The sequence below is a fragment of the Microlunatus sp. YIM B11417 genome (genome assembly GCF_059617205.1).
Map to the genome: position 1 here is coordinate 288,688 of NZ_JCAMPJ010000006.1, position 23,327 is coordinate 312,014.

General features: G+C 69.9%; 20 protein-coding genes. 13 read left to right on the forward strand and 7 right to left on the reverse strand.

The window, feature by feature from the left end:
- Positions 1-23: 23 nt before the first annotated feature.
- The 8 genes from AC6CCG_RS26145 to AC6CCG_RS26180 all read left to right on the forward strand — a co-directional run bounded on the left by AC6CCG_RS26145 (position 24) and on the right by AC6CCG_RS26180 (position 8,981).
- A complete protein-coding gene (locus tag AC6CCG_RS26145; protein WP_496657682.1) occupies positions 24-113 on the forward strand; it encodes a potassium-transporting ATPase subunit F in 90 nt (29 codons plus the stop codon).
- Complete coding sequence (gene kdpA, locus AC6CCG_RS26150) at positions 113-1,774, forward strand: potassium-transporting ATPase subunit KdpA (protein WP_496657683.1); 1,662 nt, start codon at positions 113-115, stop codon at positions 1,772-1,774. Before AC6CCG_RS26145 ends, kdpA begins: the two co-directional genes overlap by 1 nt.
- Positions 1,771-3,858 carry a potassium-transporting ATPase subunit KdpB gene (gene kdpB, locus AC6CCG_RS26155; RefSeq protein ID WP_496657684.1) on the forward strand — a complete coding sequence of 696 codons (2,088 nt, stop codon included), beginning with the start codon at positions 1,771-1,773 and terminating at the stop codon, positions 3,856-3,858. The genes kdpA and kdpB overlap by 4 nt, the downstream gene beginning before the upstream one ends.
- 5 nt (positions 3,859-3,863) lie before the next feature.
- Positions 3,864-4,442 carry a potassium-transporting ATPase subunit KdpC gene (kdpC, locus tag AC6CCG_RS26160; protein WP_496657685.1) on the forward strand — a complete coding sequence of 193 codons (579 nt, stop codon included), beginning with the start codon at positions 3,864-3,866 and terminating at the stop codon, positions 4,440-4,442.
- A 4-nt stretch (positions 4,443-4,446) separates the two neighbouring features.
- Positions 4,447-6,969: a DUF4118 domain-containing protein gene (locus AC6CCG_RS26165; RefSeq protein WP_496657686.1), complete on the forward strand. Its 2,523-nt coding sequence runs from the start codon at positions 4,447-4,449 to the stop codon at positions 6,967-6,969.
- Complete coding sequence (locus AC6CCG_RS26170; protein WP_496657687.1) at positions 6,966-7,646, forward strand: response regulator; 681 nt, start codon at positions 6,966-6,968, stop codon at positions 7,644-7,646. The genes AC6CCG_RS26165 and AC6CCG_RS26170 overlap by 4 nt, the downstream gene beginning before the upstream one ends.
- A 104-nt stretch (positions 7,647-7,750) precedes the next feature.
- The gene (locus tag AC6CCG_RS26175) at positions 7,751-8,461 is read left to right on the forward strand and encodes a DUF4118 domain-containing protein (protein ID WP_496657728.1); all 711 of its coding nucleotides are present in this window, start codon (positions 7,751-7,753) and stop codon (positions 8,459-8,461) included.
- Between the two features lie 100 nt (positions 8,462-8,561).
- Positions 8,562-8,981, forward strand: a complete 420-nt coding sequence (locus AC6CCG_RS26180) for an HIT family protein (protein WP_496657688.1) — start codon at positions 8,562-8,564, stop codon at positions 8,979-8,981.
- Here the strand turns inward: AC6CCG_RS26180 and AC6CCG_RS26185 are convergent, their stop codons facing one another.
- Positions 8,982-9,962 carry an NAD-dependent epimerase/dehydratase family protein gene (locus AC6CCG_RS26185; protein WP_496657689.1) on the reverse strand — a complete coding sequence of 327 codons (981 nt, stop codon included), beginning with the start codon at positions 9,960-9,962 and terminating at the stop codon, positions 8,982-8,984.
- A gap of 16 nt (positions 9,963-9,978) precedes the next feature.
- On the reverse strand, positions 9,979-10,905 hold the full coding sequence (locus AC6CCG_RS26190; protein ID WP_496657690.1) for an aldo/keto reductase: 927 nt from the start codon (positions 10,903-10,905) through the stop codon (positions 9,979-9,981).
- Positions 10,906-11,493: 588 nt separating this feature from the next.
- On the opposite strand from AC6CCG_RS26190, the gene AC6CCG_RS26195 reads away from it, so the two are divergent.
- Entirely contained in the window at positions 11,494-11,712 is a 219-nt protein-coding gene (locus tag AC6CCG_RS26195) for a hypothetical protein (RefSeq protein WP_496657691.1), read from the forward strand.
- An 11-nt stretch (positions 11,713-11,723) separates the two neighbouring features.
- Positions 11,724-12,968, forward strand: coding sequence for a hypothetical protein (locus tag AC6CCG_RS26200; protein ID WP_496657692.1), 1,245 nt, complete (start codon positions 11,724-11,726; stop codon positions 12,966-12,968).
- A gap of 519 nt (positions 12,969-13,487) precedes the next feature.
- On the opposite strand, the gene AC6CCG_RS26205 is transcribed toward AC6CCG_RS26200, so the two are convergent.
- From AC6CCG_RS26205 to AC6CCG_RS26220, 4 genes are read right to left on the reverse strand one after another with little or no spacing between them, the layout of a single operon-like run.
- Positions 13,488-14,258 (reverse strand): glycoside hydrolase family 16 protein, encoded by a 771-nt coding sequence (locus AC6CCG_RS26205; RefSeq protein WP_496657693.1) that lies wholly within the window; start codon positions 14,256-14,258, stop codon positions 13,488-13,490.
- A gap of 50 nt (positions 14,259-14,308) precedes the next feature.
- A complete protein-coding gene (locus AC6CCG_RS26210; protein ID WP_496657694.1) occupies positions 14,309-16,060 on the reverse strand; it encodes a type 2 periplasmic-binding domain-containing protein in 1,752 nt (583 codons plus the stop codon).
- Between the two features lie 24 nt (positions 16,061-16,084).
- On the reverse strand, positions 16,085-17,029 hold the full coding sequence (locus AC6CCG_RS26215) for an ABC transporter permease (protein WP_496657695.1): 945 nt from the start codon (positions 17,027-17,029) through the stop codon (positions 16,085-16,087).
- On the reverse strand, positions 17,026-17,916 hold the full coding sequence (locus AC6CCG_RS26220) for a carbohydrate ABC transporter permease (RefSeq protein WP_496657696.1): 891 nt from the start codon (positions 17,914-17,916) through the stop codon (positions 17,026-17,028). The genes AC6CCG_RS26215 and AC6CCG_RS26220 overlap by 4 nt, the downstream gene beginning before the upstream one ends.
- 156 nt (positions 17,917-18,072) lie before the next feature.
- Between AC6CCG_RS26220 and AC6CCG_RS26225 the strand changes: the two genes are divergently transcribed.
- Genes AC6CCG_RS26225 through AC6CCG_RS26235 form a run of 3 tightly spaced genes read left to right on the forward strand, consistent with a single transcriptional unit; the run spans position 18,073 to position 22,456 of the window.
- Entirely contained in the window at positions 18,073-19,032 is a 960-nt protein-coding gene (locus tag AC6CCG_RS26225; protein WP_496657697.1) for an ROK family transcriptional regulator, read from the forward strand.
- Entirely contained in the window at positions 19,029-20,297 is a 1,269-nt protein-coding gene (locus AC6CCG_RS26230; protein ID WP_496657698.1) for an alpha-L-fucosidase, read from the forward strand. Before AC6CCG_RS26225 ends, AC6CCG_RS26230 begins: the two co-directional genes overlap by 4 nt.
- A complete protein-coding gene (locus AC6CCG_RS26235; RefSeq protein WP_496657699.1) occupies positions 20,297-22,456 on the forward strand; it encodes a glycoside hydrolase family 3 protein in 2,160 nt (719 codons plus the stop codon). Before AC6CCG_RS26230 ends, AC6CCG_RS26235 begins: the two co-directional genes overlap by 1 nt.
- On the opposite strand, the gene AC6CCG_RS26240 is transcribed toward AC6CCG_RS26235, so the two are convergent.
- Positions 22,453-23,304 carry a hypothetical protein gene (locus AC6CCG_RS26240; protein WP_496657700.1) on the reverse strand — a complete coding sequence of 284 codons (852 nt, stop codon included), beginning with the start codon at positions 23,302-23,304 and terminating at the stop codon, positions 22,453-22,455. The two genes, AC6CCG_RS26235 and AC6CCG_RS26240, sit on opposite strands and share 4 nt — an antisense overlap.
- Between the last annotated feature and the right edge of the window lie 23 nt (positions 23,305-23,327).

Genomic DNA, 23,327 nt, shown 5'->3' on the forward strand with positions numbered 1-23,327 from the left:
CGGGCCCGCGTTGAATCGTGATCATGAGTCTCGAATCCGCCGGCTTGATCGTGCTGGTCGCCGGCCTGATCGTCTACTTGATCGTCACCCTGGTCCTGCCGGAGCGCTTCTGATGACACCGGAACTCTCGGGGGTGCTGACGATCGTCGCGCTGATCGGCCTGCTGGCGCTCGTCCACGTACCACTCGGCGACTACATGGCCGCCGTGCTCACGCCGACCCGGCACAACCGGGCCGAGCGGGCCACCTACCGGCTGCTCGGCGTGAACCCGGACAACCAGCAGAGCACCGCGAGCTACCTGCTGGCCACGCTGGGCTTCTCGCTGGCCGGACTGGTCGTGCTCTTCCTGATCTTGGTCGCGCAGGGTGCACTGCCGTTCAGCCGGGACCTGCCGGGGATGCCGTGGGACATGGCGTTCAACACGGCGGCCTCGTTCGTCTCCAACACCAACTGGCAGTCCTACGCAGGGGAGTCCACTCTCGGCTACACCTCCCAGATGGCCGGCCTCGCCGTGCAGAACTTCGTCTCCGCGGCGACCGGCATCGCCGTCTTCGCGGCCGTGGTGCGCGGCTTCCTCGCGGTCCGGTCCGACGTGCTCGGCAACTTCTGGGTCGACCTGATCCGGATCTGCTTCCGGCTGCTGCTGCCGCTGGCGATCATCGGTGCGGTGATCTTGATCGCCACCGGTGTGGTGCAGAACTTCGCCCCTGACCAAACGGTCACCACGATCGCCGGCGGCCAGCAGACCCTGCCCGGCGGACCGGTGGCCAGCCAGGAAGTGATCAAGGAACTCGGCACCAACGGCGGCGGCTTCTTCAACGCCAACTCGGCGCACCCGTTCGAGAACCCGAACGGGTTCAGCAACCTGTTCGAGATCTTCCTGCTGCTGGTGATCCCGTTCAGCCTGCCGCGCACGCTCGGCACCATGCTGCGGAACCAGAAGCAGGGCCTGGCGATCCTCGCCACGATGGCGATCCTGTGGCTGGCCTCGGTCGTACTGACGGTCTGGGCCGAGGTGGCCCGGGTCGGTGCCGCGCCGCAGCTGGCCGGCGCCGCGCTGGAGGGCAAGGAGGTCCGGTTCGGCACCTGGGCGAGCGCGCTGTTCGCCGCCAGCACCACCGGCACGTCCACCGGAGCGGTGAACGCGATGCACGACTCGTTCACGGCGCCGGGCGGCGGCGTGGTCATGCTCAACATGCTGCTCGGCGAGGTGTCACCGGGCGGGGTCGGCAGCGGCGCGTACAGCATGCTGGTGATGGCCGTGCTGGCCACGTTCATCGCCGGGCTGATGGTCGGCCGGACGCCCGAGTTCCTGGGCAAGAAGATCGGGCAGAAGGAGATGACCTACGTCGCGCTGTTCGTGTTGATCATGCCGGTCTGCGTGCTGGTCGGCACGGCGACCGCGATCTCGCAGCCGAGAACCCCGGACGCGATGGCGAACTCCGGCATCCACGGCTTCTCCGAGGTGGTGTACGCCTACGCGTCGGCCAGCAACAACAACGGCAGCGCGTTCGCCGGGATCACCGTGACCTCGACGTTCTTCCAGGTCACGCTAGGCCTGGTGATGCTGATCGGCCGGTTCGTGCCGATCGCGCTGGTGCTGGCGCTGGCCGGGTCCGTGGCCCGGGCCGGAACGGTACCGAAGACGTCCGGGACGCTGCCCACCCACACCCCGCTCTTCATCGGCCTGCTGATCGGCGAAGTGCTGTTGATCACCGGCCTCACCTTCTTCCCGACGCTCGCGCTCGGACCCATCGCGGAGGCACTGTCATGAGCAAGACCAATCTCAAGGTGGTGCCGGACCTCGACCGCCCGACACCTGTGACCCACAAGCGGCAGCAGGTGGTGCACGCCGGCCTGGGCCGGCAACTGGCCGAGGCGTTCCCGGACGCGCTGCGCAAGCTGGACCCGCGGCACCTGTTCCGGTCGCCGGTGATGTTCATCGTCTGGCTGGGTTCGATCCTGACCACGATCCTGGCGATCGTCCAGCCGAGCCTGTTCAACGCCGGCATCGCGATCTGGCTCTGGCTGACCGTGATCTTCGGCAATCTGGCCGAGGCGGTGGCGGAGAGCCGTGGCAAGGCGCAGGCCGACACCCTGCGGGCGACCCGCAGCGACACCGTCGCCCACCGGCTGGAGGCCGACGGCACCGTGACGGAGGTCCGGAGCACCCAGCTCAAGATCAACGACCGGGTCCGGGTGGTGGCCGGCCAGGTCATCCCCGGCGACGGCGACGTGGTCGAGGGTGTCGCGAGCGTCGACGAGTCGGCGATCACCGGGGAGTCCGCGCCGGTGATCAGAGAGGCCGGCGGCGACCGGTCCGCGGTGACCGGCGGCACCACCGTGCTGTCCGACGAGATCGTCGTCAAGATCACGGCTGCGCCCGGGGAATCCTTCCTGGACAAGATGATCGCGCTGGTCGAGGGTGCCACCCGGCGGAAGACGCCGAACGAGATCGCGCTGTCGATCCTGCTGTCCAGCCTGACGATCATCTTCGTGCTCGCGGTGGCGACGCTGCAGCCGATGGCGACGTACGCCGGCACACCGCAACAGGTCGCCGTGCTGGTCGCGCTGCTGGTCTGCCTGATCCCGACCACCATCGGAGCGCTGCTCAGCGCGATCGGCATCGCCGGCATGGACCGGCTGGTGCAGGCGAACGTGCTGGCGATGTCGGGCCGGGCCGTCGAGGCGGCGGGCGACGTCAGCACGCTGCTGCTGGACAAGACCGGCACGATCACGTACGGCAACCGGCAGGCGGCCGAGTTCCGGCCGCTGGCCGGGGTCGGCGAGGCCGAGCTGCGGGACGCGGCCCGCTGGTCCAGCCTGGCCGACCAGACTCCGGAGGGCCGCTCGATCGTCGAGCTCGCCCTGCGCGAGGGCTCCCGGGACGACGACCTGCCGAGCGGTGCGACGTTCGTCGAGTTCACCGCGCAGACCCGGATGTCCGGCATCGACCTGGCCGGACCGGACGGCGTGCGGCAGATCCGCAAGGGTGCCGGCTCGGCGATCCTGGCCTGGTCCGGCACCGACGCGCCCGGCCTGGCCGCGGTGGTGGACGAGATCTCCTCGGCCGGCGGCACGCCCCTGGTGGTGGCGACCAAGGTCGGCGAGCAGGCCCGGATCCTCGGCGTGGTGTACCTCAAGGACATCGTCAAGCCCGGCATGCGGGAGCGGTTCGACCAGCTGCGGGCGATGGGCATCCGGACGGTGATGATCACCGGCGACAACCCGCGCACCGCCAAGGCGATCGCCGACGAGGCCGGTGTGGACGACTTCCTGGCCGAGGCGACGCCCGAGGACAAGATGGCGTTGATCAAGTCCGAGCAGGCCGGCGGCCGGATGGTCGCGATGACCGGCGACGGGACGAACGACGCGCCGGCGCTGGCTGCGGCGGACGTCGGCGTGGCGATGAACAGCGGTACGGCCGCGGCGAAGGAGGCCGGCAACATGGTCGACCTCGACTCGGACCCGACGAAGTTGATCTCCATCGTGGAGATCGGCAAGCAGTTGCTGATCACCCGCGGTGCGCTGACCACGTTCTCGATCGCCAACGACATCGCGAAGTACTTCGCGATCATCCCGGCCATGTTCGCGGTCGCGTACCCGGGGCTGCAGGCGCTGAACATCATGCAGCTGTCCTCGCCGGCCTCGGCGATCCTGTCCGCGGTGATCTTCAACGCGCTGATCATCGTGGCCCTGATCCCGCTCGCGCTGCGTGGTGTGAAGTCCCGGCCGGCGACCGCTTCGGCGACGCTGCGCCGCAACCTGCTGATCTACGGTCTCGGCGGCATCATCGTGCCGTTCCTCGGGATCAAGATCATCGACCTGCTCGTCTCCCTCATCCCAGGAATTGGCTGAAGATCATGGATGCACGTTTCCCCAACTTCGTCCGGCAGCTGCTGACCGGCCTGCGCGCCGTCGTGGTGCTGACCGTGATCCTCGGCGTCGCGTACCCGGTGGCGGTGTGGCTGGTCGGCTTCACGATGCCGAACCGGGCGGCCGGCTCACCGATCGTGGTGAACGGCCAGGTGGTCGGCTCGGCCCTGATCGGCCAGGTCTTCGAGGGCGACCAGTGGTTCCAGCCGCGGCCGTCGGCCGGCGACTACGACGCGTTGGCCAGCGCCGGCTCGAACGCCGGCCCGAACGACGCGGACCTGATCGCCGCGATCCAGGAGCGGCGGGCCGCGGTGGCCGAGGCGAACGGCGTACCCGAGTCCGCGGTGCCGCCGGACGCCGTGACGGCCAGCGGCTCCGGCCTGGAACCGTACATCTCCCCGGAGTACGCGGCGATCCAGGTGAACCGGGTCGCGGCGACCCGGAACCTGCCGGTGCCCGACGTGGAACGCCTGGTCGCGGCTCACACCGAGGGCCGGATGCTCGGCTTTCTCGGCGAACCGCGGGTCAACGTGGTCACCCTGAACCAGGCCTTGGGAGGAAACTAGGGCCATGGATCGCGGGAGGCTCCGGGTGTATCTCGGCGCGGCGCCGGGCGTCGGCAAGACGTTCGCCATGCTCAACGAGGGCAGGCGGCGCCGCGACCGTGGCACCGATGTGGTGGTGGGCCTGGTCGAGACGCACGGCCGGGAGCTGACCGAGGCCCAGCTCGGCGATCTGGAGATCGTGCCGCGCAAGCACCTGCGGTACCGGGGTCTGGAGGCGTCCGAGTTCGATCTAGCGGCGGTGCTCCGCCGGGCGCCGCAGGTCGCGCTGATCGACGAGCTGGCGCACACCAACGTCCGCGATCCGGCCGACCCGACGGCGCACGAGAAGCGCTGGCAGGACGTGGAGGTGCTGCTCGACCACGGCATCGACGTGATCACGACCCTGAACGTGCAGCACCTGGAGTCGCTGAACGACGTGGTGGAGTCGATCACCGGCGTCCGGCAGCAGGAGACCGTGCCGGACGCGGTGGTGCGGGCCGCCGACGCGGTCGAGCTGGTCGACATGAGTCCGCAGGCGCTGCGCCGCCGGATGGCGCACGGCAACATCTATCCGGCGACCAAGATCGACACGGCGCTGTCCCGCTACTTCCGGGAGGGCAATCTGGCCGCGTTGCGCGAGCTGGCGCTGCTCTGGCTGGCCGACCGGGTGGACGAGGGCTTGGAGCGCTACCGCGAGGCGCACGGCATCGCCACCACCTGGACCACCCGGGAACGGATCGTCGTCGCGGTGTCCGGCGGCAAGGAGTCGGCGGCGTTGATGCGACGGGCGGCCCGGATCGCGTCCCGGACCGCCGGGGCCGAGTGGATGGCCGTGTACGTGAGCCGCAGCGACGGCCTCAAGGGCGTCTCGGCCGAACAGCTGGAACGCCTGCGGCAGAAGGCGACCGAGCTGTCCGGCAGCTTCCACGCCGTGGTCGCCGCCGACACCGCGGAGGGGCTGCTGGAGTTCGCCCGCGGGGTCAACGCCAGCCAGATCCTGATCGGCGCCAGCCGACGCAGCCGGCTCGCCACCGCGCTGCGGCCGGGCATCGGCGAAGTGGTGATCGCCGAGTCTGGCGACATCGACATCCACGTCGTCACCCACGACTACGCCCGGGCCCGATCGCTGCTGCAGCGGCGCCGGACCAACCTGGGCCGGAATCGGATCGTGGCGGGCTACCTGATGGCGACGATCGGCTCGGCGATCCTGACCGCGGTGTTGTGGGCGACGCCGGACCTCCACGGCCTGCCCACCGAGTCCATGATGATGATGGCGCTGGTGGTGGCGACCGCGCTGGTCGGCGGGCTCTGGCCGGCGATCGTCGGCGCCCTGATCAGCGGGATCTGCCTGAACCTGTTCTTCGTACCGCCGACGATGACGCTGACCATCGCCGACCCGGAGAACGCGTTCGCCCTGGCCGTGTTCCTGATCACCGGAATCGCCGTCGCCTCGGTCGTGGACCTGGCCGGCCGGCGTACCGAGGAGGCGACCCGGGCCCGGTCCGAGGCGAACGCGCTCGCCGTGCTGTCGCACCGGCTGATGCACATCGGGGAGGATCAAGATCAACTGTTGCGGCAGGCCAGCGAGGTTTTCGGGATGGCGGGCGCGTCGCTGATCCGGCGGCAGGGCGGCACCGAGCTGGTGGCTGCGACCTGCGGGCAGGGACCGCGGACGCTGGACCAGGCCGACGTCTCGGTACGGATCGACGATGAGGTCGACCTGGCCATGGCGGGCCGGCCGCTGGACGCCTCGGACCGGACCCTGCTGACCGCCTATGCCGCGCATTTCGCGGTGATCCGGGAGCGACAGCGGGCCGCGGAGGACTCCCGGCAGCGGGCCCGGCTGGCCGAGGGGAACCGGACCCGGACCGCGCTGCTGGCCGCGGTGTCGCACGACCTGCGCAGCCCGCTGGCCGCCATCAAGGCGTCGATCAGCAGCCTGCGCGGCACGATCGTCTGGTCGCCCGAGGACGAGGCCGAACTGCTGGCGACGATCGAGGAGTCGGCGGACCGGCTGGACGCGCTGGTCGGCAACCTGCTCGACATGAGCCGGCTGCAGATGGGCACGGTCAAGCCGTTGCTGGCCGAGGTCGACCTGGGCGCGGCGGTGGACCAGGTGACCCGGTCGCTGCCGGAGTCCCAGCGGATCGCGGTCAAGATCGGCGACGACCTGCCGCTCGCCGTGGCCGATGCCGGGCTGCTGGATCGGGTGCTGGCCAACATCGTGGAGAATGCGTTGCGCTACACGCCGGCCGAGGCATCCATCGACGTCACGGCGGCGCCGTACCAGGACGAGTCGGGGCGGGAGTGGGTGTCGTTGCGGATCGTCGATCATGGTCCCGGAGTTCCGGGCGAGGGCAAGGAGAAGCTGTTCGCACCGTTCCAGCGGCTCGGTGACGTACCCCGCGGTGACGGCGTCGGGCTGGGGCTCGCGGTGGCCCGTGGCCTGACCGACGTGATGCACGGCGAGCTCTCCGCCGAGGACACGCCGGGCGGCGGCCTGACCCTGGTGATCGATCTGCCGGCGGCGGACCGGGGGCCGGCGTGACCTTCATCCTCGCGGTGGACGACGATCCGGCGATCCTGCGAACCCTCCGGATCAACCTGAAGGCCCGCGACTACGACGTGGAGACGGTCGGCGACGGCCGGTCGGCCCTGCAGGTGATCGACGAACGGATGCCGGACCTGGTCCTGCTCGACCTCGGCCTGCCCGACCTGGACGGGGTGTCGGTGCTGGCACGGCTGCGCGAGTTCAGCGCGGTGCCGGTCGTCGTGCTGTCCGCGCGGCACGAGTCGGACGACAAGGTGGAGGCTCTTGATCTTGGTGCGGACGACTTCGTCACCAAACCGTTCGGGATGGAGGAGCTGCTGGCCAGGATCCGGGCGGCGCTGCGCCGCGGCCCTGATCAACTCGCCGGCGACCAGTCGGTGATCACTACCGAGACGCTGCGTCTTGATCTTGCCGAGCAGATCGCGACGCGGGACGGCGAGGAGGTCCACCTGACGCCGACCGAGTGGCGGCTGGTCGCGGCGCTGGCCCGGCGGCCCGGCCGCTTGGTCCGGCAAACCGAGCTGCTGCAGGAGGTCTGGGGCCCGGCCTACCACCGGGAGACCAACTACCTGCGGGTCTACTTCGCCCAACTCCGCCGGAAGCTGGAGGCCGAACCGAGCCATCCGCGGCACTTCCGGACCGAGCCCGGGGTCGGGTATCGCTTCGTACCCTGACGGCGTCAAACCGGAGTCAAGATCACGTCAAGGTCCTTGACCCGCGGCGTCGCCGGGACTGGAGTGAGGGTGTGCGTACCTGGACTTCGCGCGGGCCCGTGATCATGGCCGTCGCGCTGCTCGGACCGGCGGTCGTCGGCTGGCTGCTCAGCCTGGTCCGCGACCTGGTGGACAACGCGAACGCGGCCCTGGTCCTGGTGCTGGTGGTCGTCGGCGTCGCCGCCAGCGGCCGGCGGCTGGCCGGGATCGTGGCGGCGCTGTCGGCGACGGCCTGGTTCGACTTCTTCCTCACCGAGCCGTACCTGACCTTCACGATCAACGACCGGAACGACCTCGAGACCGCCGTCTTGTTGATCTTGGTCGGGCTGGCGGTGACCGAGCTCTCGCTGTGGGGGCGCCGGCAGCAGGGCCGGGCCAGTCTCCGCGAGGGCTACCTGTCCGGCGTCGTGTCGGCGGCCCGGATCGTCGCGGCCGGCGGCACGCCGACGGGGGAGCTGGTGGAGCGGGTCGCCGACCAGATCACCGCCGTGCTGGACGTCGACGGCTGCCGCTTCGACCAGGGGGTCCGGCCGTCGCGCTATCGGCTCCGGCCGGACGGCACGCTGACCGACGGCGACCGTACCGTCGACGTGGATCGGACCGGATTGCCGACCGACGACGTGATCGAACTCGCCCTCGAGCATGCGGGCGTCGGCCACGGCCGGTTCCTGATCACCGCGGCGACCCGGATCAGCAGGCCATCGCTGGAACAGCGCCTGGTCGCGGTGACCCTGGCGGAGCAGGCGGCCGCCGGGATGATCAACGCAGCTCACTGATCGAGGCCCGGCTCAGTAGGATCGCCGCCATGAGATCACCCCACGGCGTTCTTCTCCTCCGCTGCGCACCCCCGAACAACGCCGCCGGGACCCCGAAAGCATGAGCGACGACATCTTCTGCCAGATCGCGCGCGGGGAGTTGCCGGCGGTGGAGGTGGCCCGGACCGACCGGCTGGTCGCGTTCCTTGATCATCGGCCGGTCTTCAAGGGGCATGTGCTGGTGATCCCGGTCGATCACGTGGACACCCTGCTCGATCTGCCCGCCGACCTGATGCAGCCCCTGCTCGGTCTCGGCCGGGAGGTCGCCGCCGCCCAGGGCACCGCGCTCGGGGCGCAGGGCAGTTTCGTCGCCATGAACAACGTGATCAGCCAGTCCGTACCGCACCTGCACCTGCACGTCGTACCGCGCAGCAAGGGGGACGGCCTGCGCGGGTTCTTCTGGCCTCGGACCAAGTACGCCGACGGCGAGCAGCAGGACTATGCGGAGCGGATCCGAGCCGCGCTCGAAACCTCGTCCTGATCAGTCCGGCAGCGGCCGGCTGAGCGCGAGCCGGCCGTGGTCGACCAGCCAGCGCAGGGATTCCAGGATCGCCGCCTCGGAGCTGTGGGCCGGTGCGTAGCCGAGGCGGGTCCGGGCCTTCTCGATGGTGAAGCACTGGCTGCGGTGCAGGTGGCCCCAGCTCGAGTCGGCGTACTCGGGCGTGGTGGTTCGCCGGAACTCGGGCCAGCTCACCGGCTCGACCGTCGCGGTCCGGCCGAACCAGGCGGCGGCCAGTTCGGCGTACCCGCGGACACTCAAGCCCGCCGGCGACAGGATGTTGAAGTCCTCACCGGCGGCCGCGTCCCGGTGCTCGACCGCCAGCTCGAACGCCTGCGCGACATCGCCGGCGTGCACGTGGTGCATCAGTTCGGTCCCGCTGCCGGGGACGCGCAGTGGGCGGCCGTCGGCGAGGGCGGACCAGGCGGCGGGGTCGACGTTGCCGAGCGGGCCGATCGGGGTCCAGCCGGGGCCGACGATGTGGCCAGGGTGCAGCGAGGTGGTGATCAGCCCGCCCGACGCGGTCTCCTGCTTCAGCAGCCGGGCGATCCGGTTCTTCTCGATGCCGTACTCGTCGAACGGTTCGCCGGCAGCAGCGGGGTCGTCCTCGGCGATGGGCAGCTTGCGACTGGCCCCGTACCGCCAGACCGAGCCGCAGTGCAGCAGGTGAGCCACGTGGCCGCGCAGGGCGTCCACCAGGGCGGTCGCCGAGCCGACGGTGAAGCAGACCAGGTCGACGACGACGTCCGGCCGCTGCGCGAGCACGGTGGCGCCGAACGTCCCGGACCGGTCCTCGGCCTCGCGGTCGGCGACCACCTGGCGTACCGGAACCCATTCGGGCGCGTCGGCGTACCGGGTGCTGGTGCCCCGGGTCAGGTTGATCACCTCGTGCCCGGCCCGGACCAGGCGTGGCACCAGGAAGGTTCCGATGTGGCCGCTGCCACCGATGATCAGGACGCGCACGGCTGCTCCGATCGACTCAGGGAACGCGGTAACCGGCCGCGGTGAACAGGCGGTACCACTCCTGCCGGGTCAGCGGCACCTCGGAGCCGGCGGCGGATTCGCGGACCCGTTCCGGCTTGGTGGTGCCGAGCACGACCTGGATGCCGGCCGGGTGGCGGGTGATCCAGGCGACGGCGATGCCGGTCGGGGTGACGCCGTACTTCTGCGCCAGCTCGTCGATCGCGTCGTTCAGCTCCGCGTAGTTCTCCCGGTCGCCGAGGAAGACGCCGTCGAAGAAACCCTTCTGGAACGGCGACCAGGCCTGCAGCGTGATGTCGTTCAGCCGGCTGTAGTCGAGCAGGCCGTTGTCCCGGTCGATCGACTGGTCCAGCCCCTGCATGTTGGCGGCGATGCCGGCGGCGAACAGCGGAGCATGGGTGATGCTCAACTGCACCTGGTTGTACGCCAGCGGCTGCCGGACCGACCGCTTCAGCAGTTCGATCTGCCCGGGCGTGTGGTTGGAGACGCCGAAGTGACGCACCTTGCCGGCCTCGTGCAGTCGATCGAATGCGGCCGCGACCTCGTCCGGCTCGACCAGGGTGTCCGGCCGGTGCAGCAGCAGGATGTCGAGATAGTCGGTGCGGAGCGCGCGCAGAGACTCCTCGACCGACTCGGCGATGTGTTCGGCGGAGAAGTCGAAGTAGCCCTGCCGGATGCCGACCTTGGACTGGATGATCATGGCCTCGCGATCGGCCCCGGTGGGCCGCACCGCGTCGCCGAACCGGCGCTCACAGCCGTGATCACCGCCGTAGATGTCAGCATGATCAAGAACGTTGATGCCTTCGTCCCGGGCGGCCGAGACCAGGTCACGAATCTGATCATCATCGAGATTGTTGATCCGCATCAGGCCGAGGACGACATTGGAGACCTGGAGATCGGACAGCGAGGATTCGAGAAGCTTCACGCCCCCATCATCCACGATCGGGTCCGCCGGCGGGGTCGACTGGCCTGAGGAACGGAACGGGTGGGGTCCGTGATCTTGGCCTGGCGGGAGTCGAACAGCGCAGGAACGGGTGGTGCAGCAGGTGTGGCGCGCTCGGGTCGTTGCTGAGCGCTCACGTTCTCGAGCGGGCAGCGGTCCGCGACGGTGGTGATCCGGTGCCTCTTTCGCGACTGGCCTTCCACAGCCCAGGATCGCTCGTGATCGCCGACGGCTGCACCGATCGTCGGTCGCCGCGCACCGCTCCCGATCATGGTGCCGCCGACCGCGCCCGGCTGGTCGCCAACGCCTCCATCGCGGTGACGCTGACCGGCGACGCAGCCGCGTGGGCCGTTGCCACGGTTCTGGGTTGCCGCGGTGCCGGGAGCCGGGACCGTGGTCGTGGCACCGGTCGGCGGGCCGCTCCGGCTCGAATCGATCAGGTGATCACGGTCCTGTTCAACGGGGCGACCCGAGAGTGCCGTCCGCCAGCCCGGAGCGCCCGTGCGCCGATGATCCTGATTCCCTTGTTTTGTTGGGTTTCTGTCAGTCCGTTGGATTAGAATAGCGTGTATGTTCGAATCGTTGGAGGGGAAGGCTGCCGGGTACGGTGCCGCCGACATCCTCAAAGCCGCGGGCGGGTTGCGGCGCGCCCGGATCGCGGCGGCCAACGAACTATTGGTGTGGACCGCGGCGTGGGTGGATGCGCATCCGGCGGAGTCGATCATGGGTGATGGTCCGGGGTTGGCGCAGGCGGTGCGGCCGGGGGGGGTGAGGGGACGCCGGCGGTGAATGATCTGGCGATGTTGGAGTTCCTGGTCAAGATCGGCAAGGGTCATACGGCTGGGATGTTGTTCATCGGGGACGTGCTGGATCTGCGGCACAGGTTGCCTTTGTTGTGGGCGAAGACGATGCGCTGTGAGGTGGAGGAGTGGCAGGCCTGCAAGATCGCCCGCCTGACCCATCACCTGACCATCGAGCAGGCGGCGCAGGTGGATCGGGCCGTGGCCTGGTTCGCCGGGACGCAGCCCTACGGGAAACTGCGGGATGCAGCCGAGGCCGCGATCTTGCGGATCGACGGTGAGCGGGCGCGGGCCGAGTACGAGATGCGGCGTAGGCAGCGTGGGGTGTGGCTGTCGCAGACCGACGACAACGGGCACAAGGCCGTGTTCGGCCGTCTCGAGCCCTTGGCCGCGCTCCGGCTGTACGCCCAAGTCCAGGAGCTGGCCGACTGCCTGACTGAGGGCAGTGCGGATGAGCGGCGGGCGGAGGCGTTCGGCCTGTTGGGCGATGTCGCCGCGATCACGCGATTGCGGGCGCGACGGCGGCAGCCGGAGCTGTTCGACGAGGAACTTGCCGAGGCGGTGGCGGCGTTGACGCCTGACACTGGCCCGGACGTTGCGGTGGAGGAGTCGGAGGTTCATCCGGCACTGCGCGACCGACCGACCGTCGTGGAGGTGGAGTCGGCGCTCTTCGAGGCTGCGGTGGAACGGCTGGTGGCCAAGCTGGACCCGGCGGTCCTGGCGCCGGCCTCGACGGTGGTGGTGCATATCGCGGCCGAGGACCTACCGCGAGCCGAGGGCGTGTGCCGCGTACCAGGCGTCGGGCCGACGTTGAAGAGTGTGGCCAGCGAGTGGTTGGGTCATGATCGGGTCGTCGTGCGCCCGGTGATCGATCTCAACGAGGCGCCGCCGCCGGTGGATGCCTACGAGATCCCGGACCGGCAGCGTGAACATGTGCTGTTGCGGCAGCCGGGCAGTGCGTTTCCGTGGTCGACCGCGACCCGCAGGCTCGATCTTGATCACACCGAGCCATACCAACCGAACGGGCCGCCCGGCCAGACACGAGTGGAGAAACTCTCCCCGCTGGCGCGGGTGGAGCATCGCGCCGTGACGCACGGTGGTTGGCGGCGGCTGAGACCGGACCCGACGACGATGATGATCTTCCGGTCACCGCACGGCAACGTGTATCTGACGAACCGTTCCGGTACTCATGATCTTGGTACCGGACCAGTCGCCCACGCCCTCTGGGCCGCAACCTCACACTGATCGGCGGTGGGGCGTGGGTGCCCAGGGTTCGAGATGCTCGAAGCGTTGGCCGACCTCCCGCAAAGTTGATCACCACGACGTCGCGCGGGCACTGGGGCTCCGCCGAAGCGGTGTTCGGGGTCGTTCGGAGATGAATCGCGCTTCCGTGGCCCCTGCGACGTGGAGGCGGAGCCGGGTGCAAGCCCGCGATCGCCGACACGTGAACTCGTCCGACTCATCGGCAGCGGATTCGAAATCACTGTGAAGTCGGGGCCGCAGCCGCCAGGTGCACGCACCGCTCGTCCGTAGCCTGCCTGGACTCCGGGGAATGCTGGAGCTCCACGACCTGCCCTCGGCCCTTCAGGTTTCGAATGTGGCGCACAGTGAGCCGCCCGGCGGGAACACGATGTTCGACGACGCCGGGCCGGACCCGGCGATGGACTGTGACGAACTGATGATGGGCCCCGGGGAACGAGAGCTGAGGATCACGCCGCGACCGTCAGACTCGGCGAGAGCCTCGCCCCGACCTCGCGACGTCCCTCACGTCCCGGAGCGGCCGTCGACGCTGAGGATGTCCGCGGTCTTGGGGTAGTCCGCCGGATCGCGGCTCTCGTCGGTGGGGAACTCGAAGAGGGCGATCATCAGTTGCAGCGGATAGTCGAGCCGCTGGTCGTAGGTCTTGATCAACTCGTCGTCGACGAGGATGCGGATCCCGGTGCCGTCCCACTCGGCGCCGTACCGGTGCGGGGTGGTGGCGTCGATCGGCAGTGGGTGATCGGTGATCTTGGTGGTCAGCCGTGGATCGTGATGGGCCTTGACGCCGAGGCGCACGGTGGACCGGTCGGGTCCGATCAACTCCCCGTACAACTCGGCGAGCAGGATCTCGCCCGATTCGTCCGGGGACCGGTCCTCGACGCCGACGAGCCAGATCCCCAGCATGCTGGCCGGATCCGGGCTCGCGGCCGCGGTCACCTCGACCCGGCCGGAGCTCGGCGTCCACAGCCGGCGGGTCGGTACGGCGGTCCGCACGATCAGCCCGTCGGTACGGTGGCGCTGCTGGCCCCGGGTGCTGCCGACCGGCCCGGCGAAGCTCCCGGTCTGCACGCCGGACGCCCGCATCGGGCCGTCCTCGACCCGCCACGGCGGCTGGTCATGGTCGATCCGCAGCCGCAGTCCGCCGCCCGCCACGAATGCGTAGCGGGCGGCCGAGCGGTCCGGCGTCGTCCAGTGTGGGAAGTAGTGATCGATCCACCGGCCCGGGTCGAGTGTCGGGCCGGTGAAGTCGTCCGCCAGAACTGCGTTGTCGGGCATGATCGCCTCCAGGATCAAGACCCGGTCAGCCTAATCCCGGCCGCCGACACTCACTGGGGACGCGTGTCGTACGCCTGCTGGGTGAGCTGCAGATACGTGGGCAGGCCCATCTGCTCGAGTTGCGACAGGTAGGCGTTCCAGGCCGCGTCGTCGTTCACGTCCAGCTGCCCGGTGGCGAACTTGGCCAGGTGGATCGACACGGCCGAGGTCAGGTTGGCCTCGATGTCGCCGCGCTGGGCGGTGACGTCCGGGGTGTACAGCAGCCGCGGCAGGAACTGGTCCTCCGGCTGCGCGTACTCCTGGTACAACTCGGCGATCTTGTCCAGGTTCGGCACCGACGGATCGACCTTCTCGCCGGCTCGGAAGTCGGCCGAGCGGTACATGATCGCGTACTGGTTCCAGCCGTCGCCGACCGGGATCTTGTCCCGCGGGATGCCGGCCCAGACGGCCTGCTTGCCGCCGCTGCCCTGCTCGCCCTTCTTCGCCCAGCGCCAGCCGGCGTCCTGCGGCCCGGCGTAGGCGCGCAACGTGGACTCGAGTTCCATCTGTGCGTCGGCCCAGCGGACCAGGGTCGCCGGATCCTTGCAGGCACTGGTGATCGCCATCGCGTTGGTGAACGGCGCGTTGCCGTACGTCCAGGTGCCGATCCGGGTCCCGTCCGGCCCGGCCAGCGGCGGCACCGGCACGTAGTCGCGCCACAGGGCGTCCTCGCCCTGGCCCATGGTGACCCAGGCCGCCCAGTTGAACGCACGGCAGACGCCGATCAGGCCGTTGTTGCCGAGCTTGGTCAACTCCTCGCCCTTGATCGTGAACGTCTGCTGGGTCAGCGTGCCGTCGTCGAACAGTTGCCGCATGAAGCGCAGCCCGTTCCGCCAGCCCTCGCTGTTCGCGGCGAACTCGACCTTGCCCTGGTTCAGGCGCAGATACACCGCGCCGGCCGTCGGGCCCGGGTTGTACGTGAACGGCCCCATCATGAACTGGTCCACCGGGTCGTACGTCACGTCGCCGCCCAGGAACGGCAGGAAGCCCTCCTTGCCGCTCGGGTTCTCCGCCTTGAAGGCGAGCAGCAGCTGGCGGAACTCCTCGGTGTTCTCCGGCATCTTGGCGCCGACCTTGTCCAGGTACTTCTGGTTGACGAACGCCCGGGCCCCCGCGCAGCGGCAGTGGAAGCAGTCGTTGACGCCGCCGAAGTTGTAGATCTTGCCGTCCTGCGCCAGATTGGTCCGCCGCACGTCGGGCAGGTCGGTCAGCAGCTGCCGCATGTGCGGCGCCGAGGTCTCGATGTGTTGATCAAGAGCCTGGAACAGACCCTGCTGCCCGTACAGCGCGATCTGGTCGCGGCTCAGCCCGACCGCCATGAAGGCGTCGGGAAGATCACCGGAGGCGATCATCGCGTTGATCTTGGACAGGTCCGCGCTGCCGTCGGGGTTGGTGACCAGGACGGCGTCGAACTGGACCTTGACGCCGGTGTGTTCCTCCAGCCACTTCGTGTACGTGTTGTTGTTCCAGTCGCCGACCACCGTGGTGTCCTGCGGGACGACGATCCGGAACGTGGTGCCGCCGCTGGCGAACGGCTTCAGCTCGGTCGCCTTCGGGCCGACGTACGGGTCGGGGTACAGCACGCCCTTGGTCTCGGCGCCGAGCTCGACCTTGGCTCCGGTGCCGGTGCCGGCGCCGCCGCTGGACGGGGCGGAGCCCGGGGCCTCGCCGCCGCCGGTGGTGCAGCCGGCGACCAGCCCGGCCGAGACTCCGGCTGCGCCGGTCAACAGTGTCCGGCGGGACAGCTCCTTGGGATCGGCCATGATCATTTCCTTTCTCGGGGTCACTCAGAAGAGGCTCGTCTTGGCGACGCGCCGGGCCAGCCAGTTGGCCAGGATCAGCAGGATCAGTGCGATCACGGACTTGAACAGGCCGATCGCCGTCGCATAGGAGAACTGGGGGACGGTCGACGCCAGGCCGACCCGGTAGACATAGGTGTCGAGCACCTCGGAACCGGCCAGGTTGAGCGGGTTCTGCATCAGCAGTACCTTCTCGAAGCCGCTGTTCAGCATCGACCCCATGTTCAAGATCAACAACGTGATGCTCACCGGCAGCACGGCCGGGAAGTCGATGTGCCAGATCCGGCGCAGGATGTTGGCGCCGTCCACCTTGGCCGCCTCGTGCAGTTCCGGATCGACGCCGGACAGCGCGGCCAGGTAGATGATCGCCGACCAGCCGAGGGTCTGCCAGGCGCCCGACCAGACGTACATGTGGCGGAACGAGTCCGGGCTGGCCAGGAAGTCGAACGGCCTGCCGCCGAACAGCTGCAGCACCTGGTTGACGATGCCGCCGTTGGGGGAGAACAGCATCACCATCATGCCGACCACGACGACGGTGGAGATGAAGTGCGGTGCGTACGTGATCAACTGGACGCCGCGCCGGAACAGGGTGCTGCGGACCACGTTCATCAAGAGGGCCAGGATGATCGGCAGCGGGAACAGTGCGATCAGCTCGTAGAAGTTGAGGATCAGCGTGTTCGTGATCACCGGCCAGAACTGGTACGAGGCGATGAACCGCTCCAGATGCTGCAGCCCGACCCACGGGCTGCCCAGCATGCCCTGCACGATGTTGTAGTTGCGGAAGGCGATCTGCAGGCCGTAGAGCGGCCAGTAGAGGAAGACGATCACGTACGCCAGCGGCAGGGCCAGCATCAGGTAGAGCTGCCAGGACTGCAGGATCCGGACCAGGGTGCGCTTGCGCGGCTTCATGGTGGGCGTGGTGGCGTCGTTCACTTGAGGGATCCGATCAGTGCGCCCTTGACGAAGTGGCGTTGGACGAACGGGTACGCGATCAGCGGCGGGATCATCGCCACCACGATCAGCGCGTACCGGAGCTTGTCGAAGAGGTCCTGCCGGCGGGCGAACTCGGCGGCGCTCATGCTGCCCATGTCGGTGGGGGAGACGCTGGCCAGGGTGAGCACCTCGCGGAGCACCAACTGCAGCGGATAGAGGTTCTGGTCGGTCAGATAGAGCATCGCGGAGAACCAGCCGTTCCACTGGCCGACCGCGTAGAAGAGCAGGTTCACCGCGATGATCGGCTTGCTCAACGGCAGTGCCACCCGGAAGAAGAACTGGGCGTCGCTGGCGCCGTCGATCTTGGCCGCCTCGAGCAGCTCGCCCGGGATGTTCAGCTGGTAGTAGGTCCGCGTGATGATCACGTTGAAGACCGCCATCGCCCCGGGCAGCACGATCGCCCAGACCGTGTTCAGCAGGCCGAGCTGCTGCACCACGATGTAGTTGGGGATGATCCCGGCCGAGAACAGCGTCGGGATCAGCACGAAGAAGGTGAGCCAGCGCCGGCCCGGCAGGTCCTGCCGGGACAACGGGTAGGCGCAGAGCACGGTCAGCACGGTCCCGATCGTCGCGCCGGCGACGGCGTAGAAGATCGAGTTCGCCATCCCGCGGAGCAGCGGCGGAGCCGAGAAGATCGTCTGGTACGCGTCGACGTTGAACCCGACCGGGAGCACTTTCACGGCGCCGGAACTGATCGCCTCGGCGCTGCTCAGCGAACTGCTCACCACGTAGACCAACGGATACACCACCGACAGCGCGAACAGCGCCAGGATGCAGTAGTTGATCACATGGAAGCCCCGGTCGATGCGGGGTTCACGGATGCGCATGCAGCGGAACCTCCCCTTCCTGGCGGCGACACTTCGAAGATCATCGCGACGATGCGGCTGAAACTAACAGGCAGGCTACCTAATAGTTAATTGGTGCGCTAGTGTTTGCGACGCACCGATCAGGAAGCGGGCCTTGGTAGCAGGGAGAATGGCGGCGTGAAATCCAGAAGCGATGACCGGGTGATCGAGCTGCTGCTCGCCCGTGGGCCGCTGGATCGTCCGGCGCTGGCCGAGCTGACCGGACTGTCCCGGCCGTCAACGGGTGAGCTGATCACCCGGCTGATCAATGCCGGTCTGGTCGAGGAGGACGGGGAGATCGCGACCGGGCGCCGCGGGCCGAACGCGATGCGCTACCGGCTCCGCCGCGGCTGCGGCACCGTGGTCGGCCTGGAGATCCAGCCCGATCACGCCGAAGCGGTGCTGGCCGACGTCGACGGCACGGAGCTGGAGCGGATCCGGGTCAAGGCGCGCCGCAACGAGCGGCCGGCCACCCTGGTCCGCCGGGCCGTGCGCGGGTTCGCCGACGCCGGGCCGCTGCAGGCCGTGGTGGTCGCGACCCCGGGCATCGTGGACCGGCAGGGCAACGTCGCGTACGTCTCCGACCATCCGCACTGGGCCGGCCCACAAGGCGCCCGGCTGACCGAGGCGCTCGGCGTGCCGGTGGTGCTGGAGAACGACACCAACCTGGCCGGCGTAGCCGAGCACCGCTACGGCGCGGCGGCCGACTCCGACGACTTCGTGCTGCTCCGGTTCACCGAGAGCCTGAGCGCGGCGCTGGTGCTGGACGGCCGCCTGGTCCGGGGCGCCAACGGGGCGGCCGGCGAGATCGGCTTCCACCCGTACGAACGCTCGGCCGACGAGGTGATCGGCCAGCTGACCGAGGCGGCGATCGCGCTCTGCGCCGTCGCCGACCCCGAACTGGTCGTGCTGTCCGGACCGCAGGCGTCGGCCGAGGTGGCCGAGGCGGTGGGGGAGCAGGTGGCGGCGACGTCGCTGTTCCGGCCGCGCGTGGTGCCGAGTGCATTGCCGGACGGTGCCGCGGTGCGCGGCGCGCTGGCGTTGGCCCTGGACCGGGGCCGTGACCGTGTCTACTTCAACGAGGAGCCCGAACTGTGACATCGACCGAGGGGACCCTCACCCCGACCCCGGAGCAGCTGCGCTGGCAGCACTGGGGCCTTGGCGTGTTCTTCCATTTCGGCCTGAACACCTTCCACGGCAAGGAATGGAGCGACGGCACGCTGCCCGCGGCCAGCTTCGACCCGGCCGAGCTGGACGCCCGGCAGTGGGTGGCGGTGGCCAAGGAAGCCCGTGCCCGGTATGTGGTGCTCACCGCGAAGCACCACGACGGCTTCTGCCTGTGGCCGACCGAGACGACCGACTACTCCGTCGCGAGCAGCCCCTGGAAGGGCGGCCGCGGGGACGTCGTCGGCGAGGTCGCGGAGGCCTGCGCCGAGGCCGGCCTGGGGCTGGGGCTCTACCTGTCGCCCTGGGACCGGAACGCCGACTGCTACGACGATCCGGCGGCCTACGACGACTTCTACGTGCGCCAGTTGACCGAGCTCTGCACCCGGTACGGGCCGCTGGTCGAGCTCTGGTTCGACGGGGCCGGCTCGCAGGGCCGTACCTATGACTGGGCGGCGATCATGGACGTGGTGCACACCCACCAGCCGGGCGCGATGGTGTTCAACATGGGCGACCCGACGATCCGCTGGGTCGGCAACGAGGACGGCTACTCCGCGGACCCGTACGCGTACGTGATCGACCACACCAAGATGGACAACTACACCGTGGTCACGACGACGTTCAGCGAGGCGCTCTACCTGCCGATCGAGTGCGACGTGTCGCTGCGCCGCGGCTGGTTCTGGCAGCCGACCGAGCAGCCCAAGGACCTTGATCATCTGCTGGCCATCTACTACCGCTCGGTCGGCCTGGGCGCCAACCTGCTGCTGAACATCCCGCCGGACCGGCGCGGCCTGATCGACGACGCGGACCGGGCCCGGGTGGCCGAGTGGGCCGCCGAACTGGGCCGGCGGTTCGCCGACCCGATCCCGGCCAAGCTGACCGAGACCGAGGACGGCGTCATGATCGACTTCGGCGCGGAGGTCGAGCTCGACCACCTGGCGCTGGTCGAGGAGCTCGCCGACGGGCAACGGATCACCGGCCACACGGTCCTCGATCACGATCACCAGGTCGCGACCGGCCGGACCGTCGGCAGCCGGCGGCTGCACGCCTTCCCGGCCCGCCGGGTCGAGCGGTTGACGATCAAGCTCGAGGGTGACGCACCGCGGCTGGCCGAGGTGGTCGGCTACGCCACCGGCACCTCCGAGATCCCCGAACTGCCGGCCGACTACCGGGCCACGACCACGGCACCGCTGGACTGATGGCCGACGTCGACGGCCTGCTCGGCCGGCTGACCCTGCGCGAGAAGGCCGGGCAGCTCAGCCTGCGGCTGCACGGCTGGACCGCCGTGGACCGGGCCGGTGATGATCATGTCCTGACCGAGGCCTTCCATACCGAGGCGGAACGCTGCGGTGGCCTCGGCGGCCTCTACGGGGTGTTCCGGTCCGACGCCTGGTCCGGGCGCGGCTGGCACAACGGCATCCTGCCCGAGCATCGTGCGGGCGTGGCGGCGATGATCACCGAGGCGGGCCGGAAGTGTTCCCGGCACGGGATCGCGCCGTGGCTGGTGGAGGAGGCGCCGCACGGGCACCAGAGCCTGGGCCAGACGCTGTTCCCGGTGAACCTCGCGGCCGCGGCGGCCTGGGACCCGGGCCTGGTCGAGGAGTGCGCGGCGGCGATGGGCGCGGAGCTCCGGGCTGCCGGCGTCCACCTCGCCCTGATCTCCGGCCTGGACCTGCTGCGTGACCCGCGCTGGGGGCGCAGCGAGGAGTGCTTCGGGGAGGATCCGCGGCTTGCCGCCGACCTGGCCGCCGCACAGGTGCGCGGTCTGGCGTCCGCCGGGGTCGGTGCGGTGATCAAGCACTTCGCGGCGCAGGGCGAGGGGATCGGCGGCCGGAACGGGCACTCGGCGGTGATCGGGCCGCACGACCTGGCCGAGCTGCACCTGCCGGCGGCCCTGGCCGGGATCGAGGCCGGCGCGGTCGGCGTGATGGCGGCGTACAACGACATCGACGGCGTGCCCTGCTGCGCCAACCCGGACCTGCTCACCGGCCTGCTCCGGGACCGCTGGGGCTTCGAGGGCATCGTCGTCGGCGACGGGCTGGCGATCGACCGGCTGGCCGGCCAGACCGGCTCGCTGCGGGCGGCCGCCCGGGCCGCGCTGCTGGCCGGCGTCGACGTGAGCCTGTGGGACACCGCGTACACGCTGCTGGAGGAGCTCGTCGCCGACGAACCCGAACTGGAGGAGGCGGTCGACCGGTCCTGCCGCCGGGTGCTCAGACTGAAACAGCGGTACGGGCTGCTGCCCGGCACCGACGACGAGCGGCCGGGGCCGGTCGTGGTCCGGGACGCTGCGGCCTTGTCCCGAGAGCTGGCCGCGCGGTCGTTGATCCTGCTCGACGACCGGGCCGGCGTGCTGCCGGCGCGGGGCCGACCGGGCGCCGAGCCGGTCGACGTGCCGGGCCCGGCGGGGCCTTGTCCTTCGACGAGCTCAGGGAACGATGAAGGCACGTTCCTGGTCGCGGTGGCCGGGCCGAACGCCGACTCCGTGACCGCGATGCTCGGCGACTACGTTCCGCCGCTGTGTCCGGGTGACGCGGAGACGGTCCGGGAGGCACTGGCCGATCGCTGGTCGGTGGCCGGCGAGGAGGCGATCGAGCGGGCGGGCCTGGTGGTCTGCGTGCTGGGTGGCACCAGCCACCGGGCCTACGAGGAGGAGTTCGCCGACAACGGTGCCGCCGGCGAGCGTACGGCGGCCAACTGCGGTGAGGGTGTCGACCTGGCCGACCTGGAACTTCCGGGCGGACAGGTCGCCTGGCTGCGGGAGGTCCGGGCGCGGGCGCGTGGGCCGGTGGTCAGCGTCGTGATCGCCGGCCGGCCGCATGTGCTGACCGAGGTGCTGGCGGTGAGCGACGCGACCGTACTCTCCTTCTATCCCGGCCCGTACGGCGCGGCGGCGATCGCCGACCTGCTCACCGGAGCGGCCGAGCCGACCGGGCGGCTGCCGGTGACGTTGCCGTCCGCGACCGGGGTGGTGCCGGTCCGCTACAACGACCGGTTGGACTCGGCCGGCAGTTATGTCGACCGGCCCGATCCGGTGCTGCGGCCGTTCGGTTCCGGGCTCGGCTTCCGGACCGTCGGGGTCAGCCGGCTGGCCGCGGCGCGGGTCGCCGGCGGTGTCGAGGTCGAGATCGGGTTGCACCATGATCACGAGACCGCGGTGCCGGAAGTCCTTCAGGTGTACGGGAAACGGCTCGGCGGCCCGCTCTGGCCGCGGCAGCGCGAACTGCTCGCCTACCGCCGGGTCGAGGTGCCGCCAGGCGGGCTGACGTACCGCTTCGTGATCATGGAAGCCGACGCGTTCGCCGGACCGGACGGTACGACGGTGATCATGGTCGGGGACAGCAGCGTCGAGGTCTAGCGCCACTTCCAGCTGTCCAGCAGTGCCGTGAAGGCGGCGCTGGTGGCGTCGATGTCGTCCGGGTGGGACTGCAGCGAGATGTTGTAGAGACCGGCTGGGCCGGAGGCACAGCGCATCTGATAGGTGTCCTCGCCGAGCAGCTGACCGCCGGGCGCGACCTTGCCGTCGAGCTTGCGGTCCGGCAGCTCGCTGATCTCGCCGGGCACCCAGACCTCGAGCGACCGCAGCTCCTTCCGGCACCGGTCCCGCGGATCGTCCGGCTCGAAGATGTAGACCGTGATGTCGTTGCCGGCCGCATCCACGATCTTGCCGTCGTTCTTGTCGCCCCAGTCGTCGGCCCGCTTCCAGCCGGCCGGCGAGGTGAACGTGAACCCGGAGCCCAAGTGCTGTTCGGGCTCGGTGTTCAGCGGCGGCGTCTTCTTACGCGGCGGCGTGGTCCACTGGCCGGCCGGATCGGTGGCCGCGCCGGAGGATCCGCCGAGCGCGTTCCGCAGCGCAACGGCGCCGACGACGAGCAGCAGCACCACGACGACGGTGCCGACGATCGCGAGGGTGAGGCCCCGGTTGGACCGCGGCGGCGGCACCGGCGAGCCGGCCGACCAGGGTGGGCGGGTGTCTCCTGGCGGACGCGGTGGTGCGGTCTCGCCGGGCGAGGGAGGGGTCTGGCCCGGCGGCGGGTACTGCTGATACTGCGGCGGGGACGGAGGCGCCGGTGGTGGCGTGGTCGCACCGGGACCGTACGAGGAACCGGAACCGTACGAGGAGGGCGTGCCCGGCGCCGCGAAGTCGGGCCCGGCCTCGCGGCCGAGGCCTTCGCTGTCGTCCGTCCCGTCGGGTCGCTCCGTCACAGCGGGGGAGACTACGGCATCGG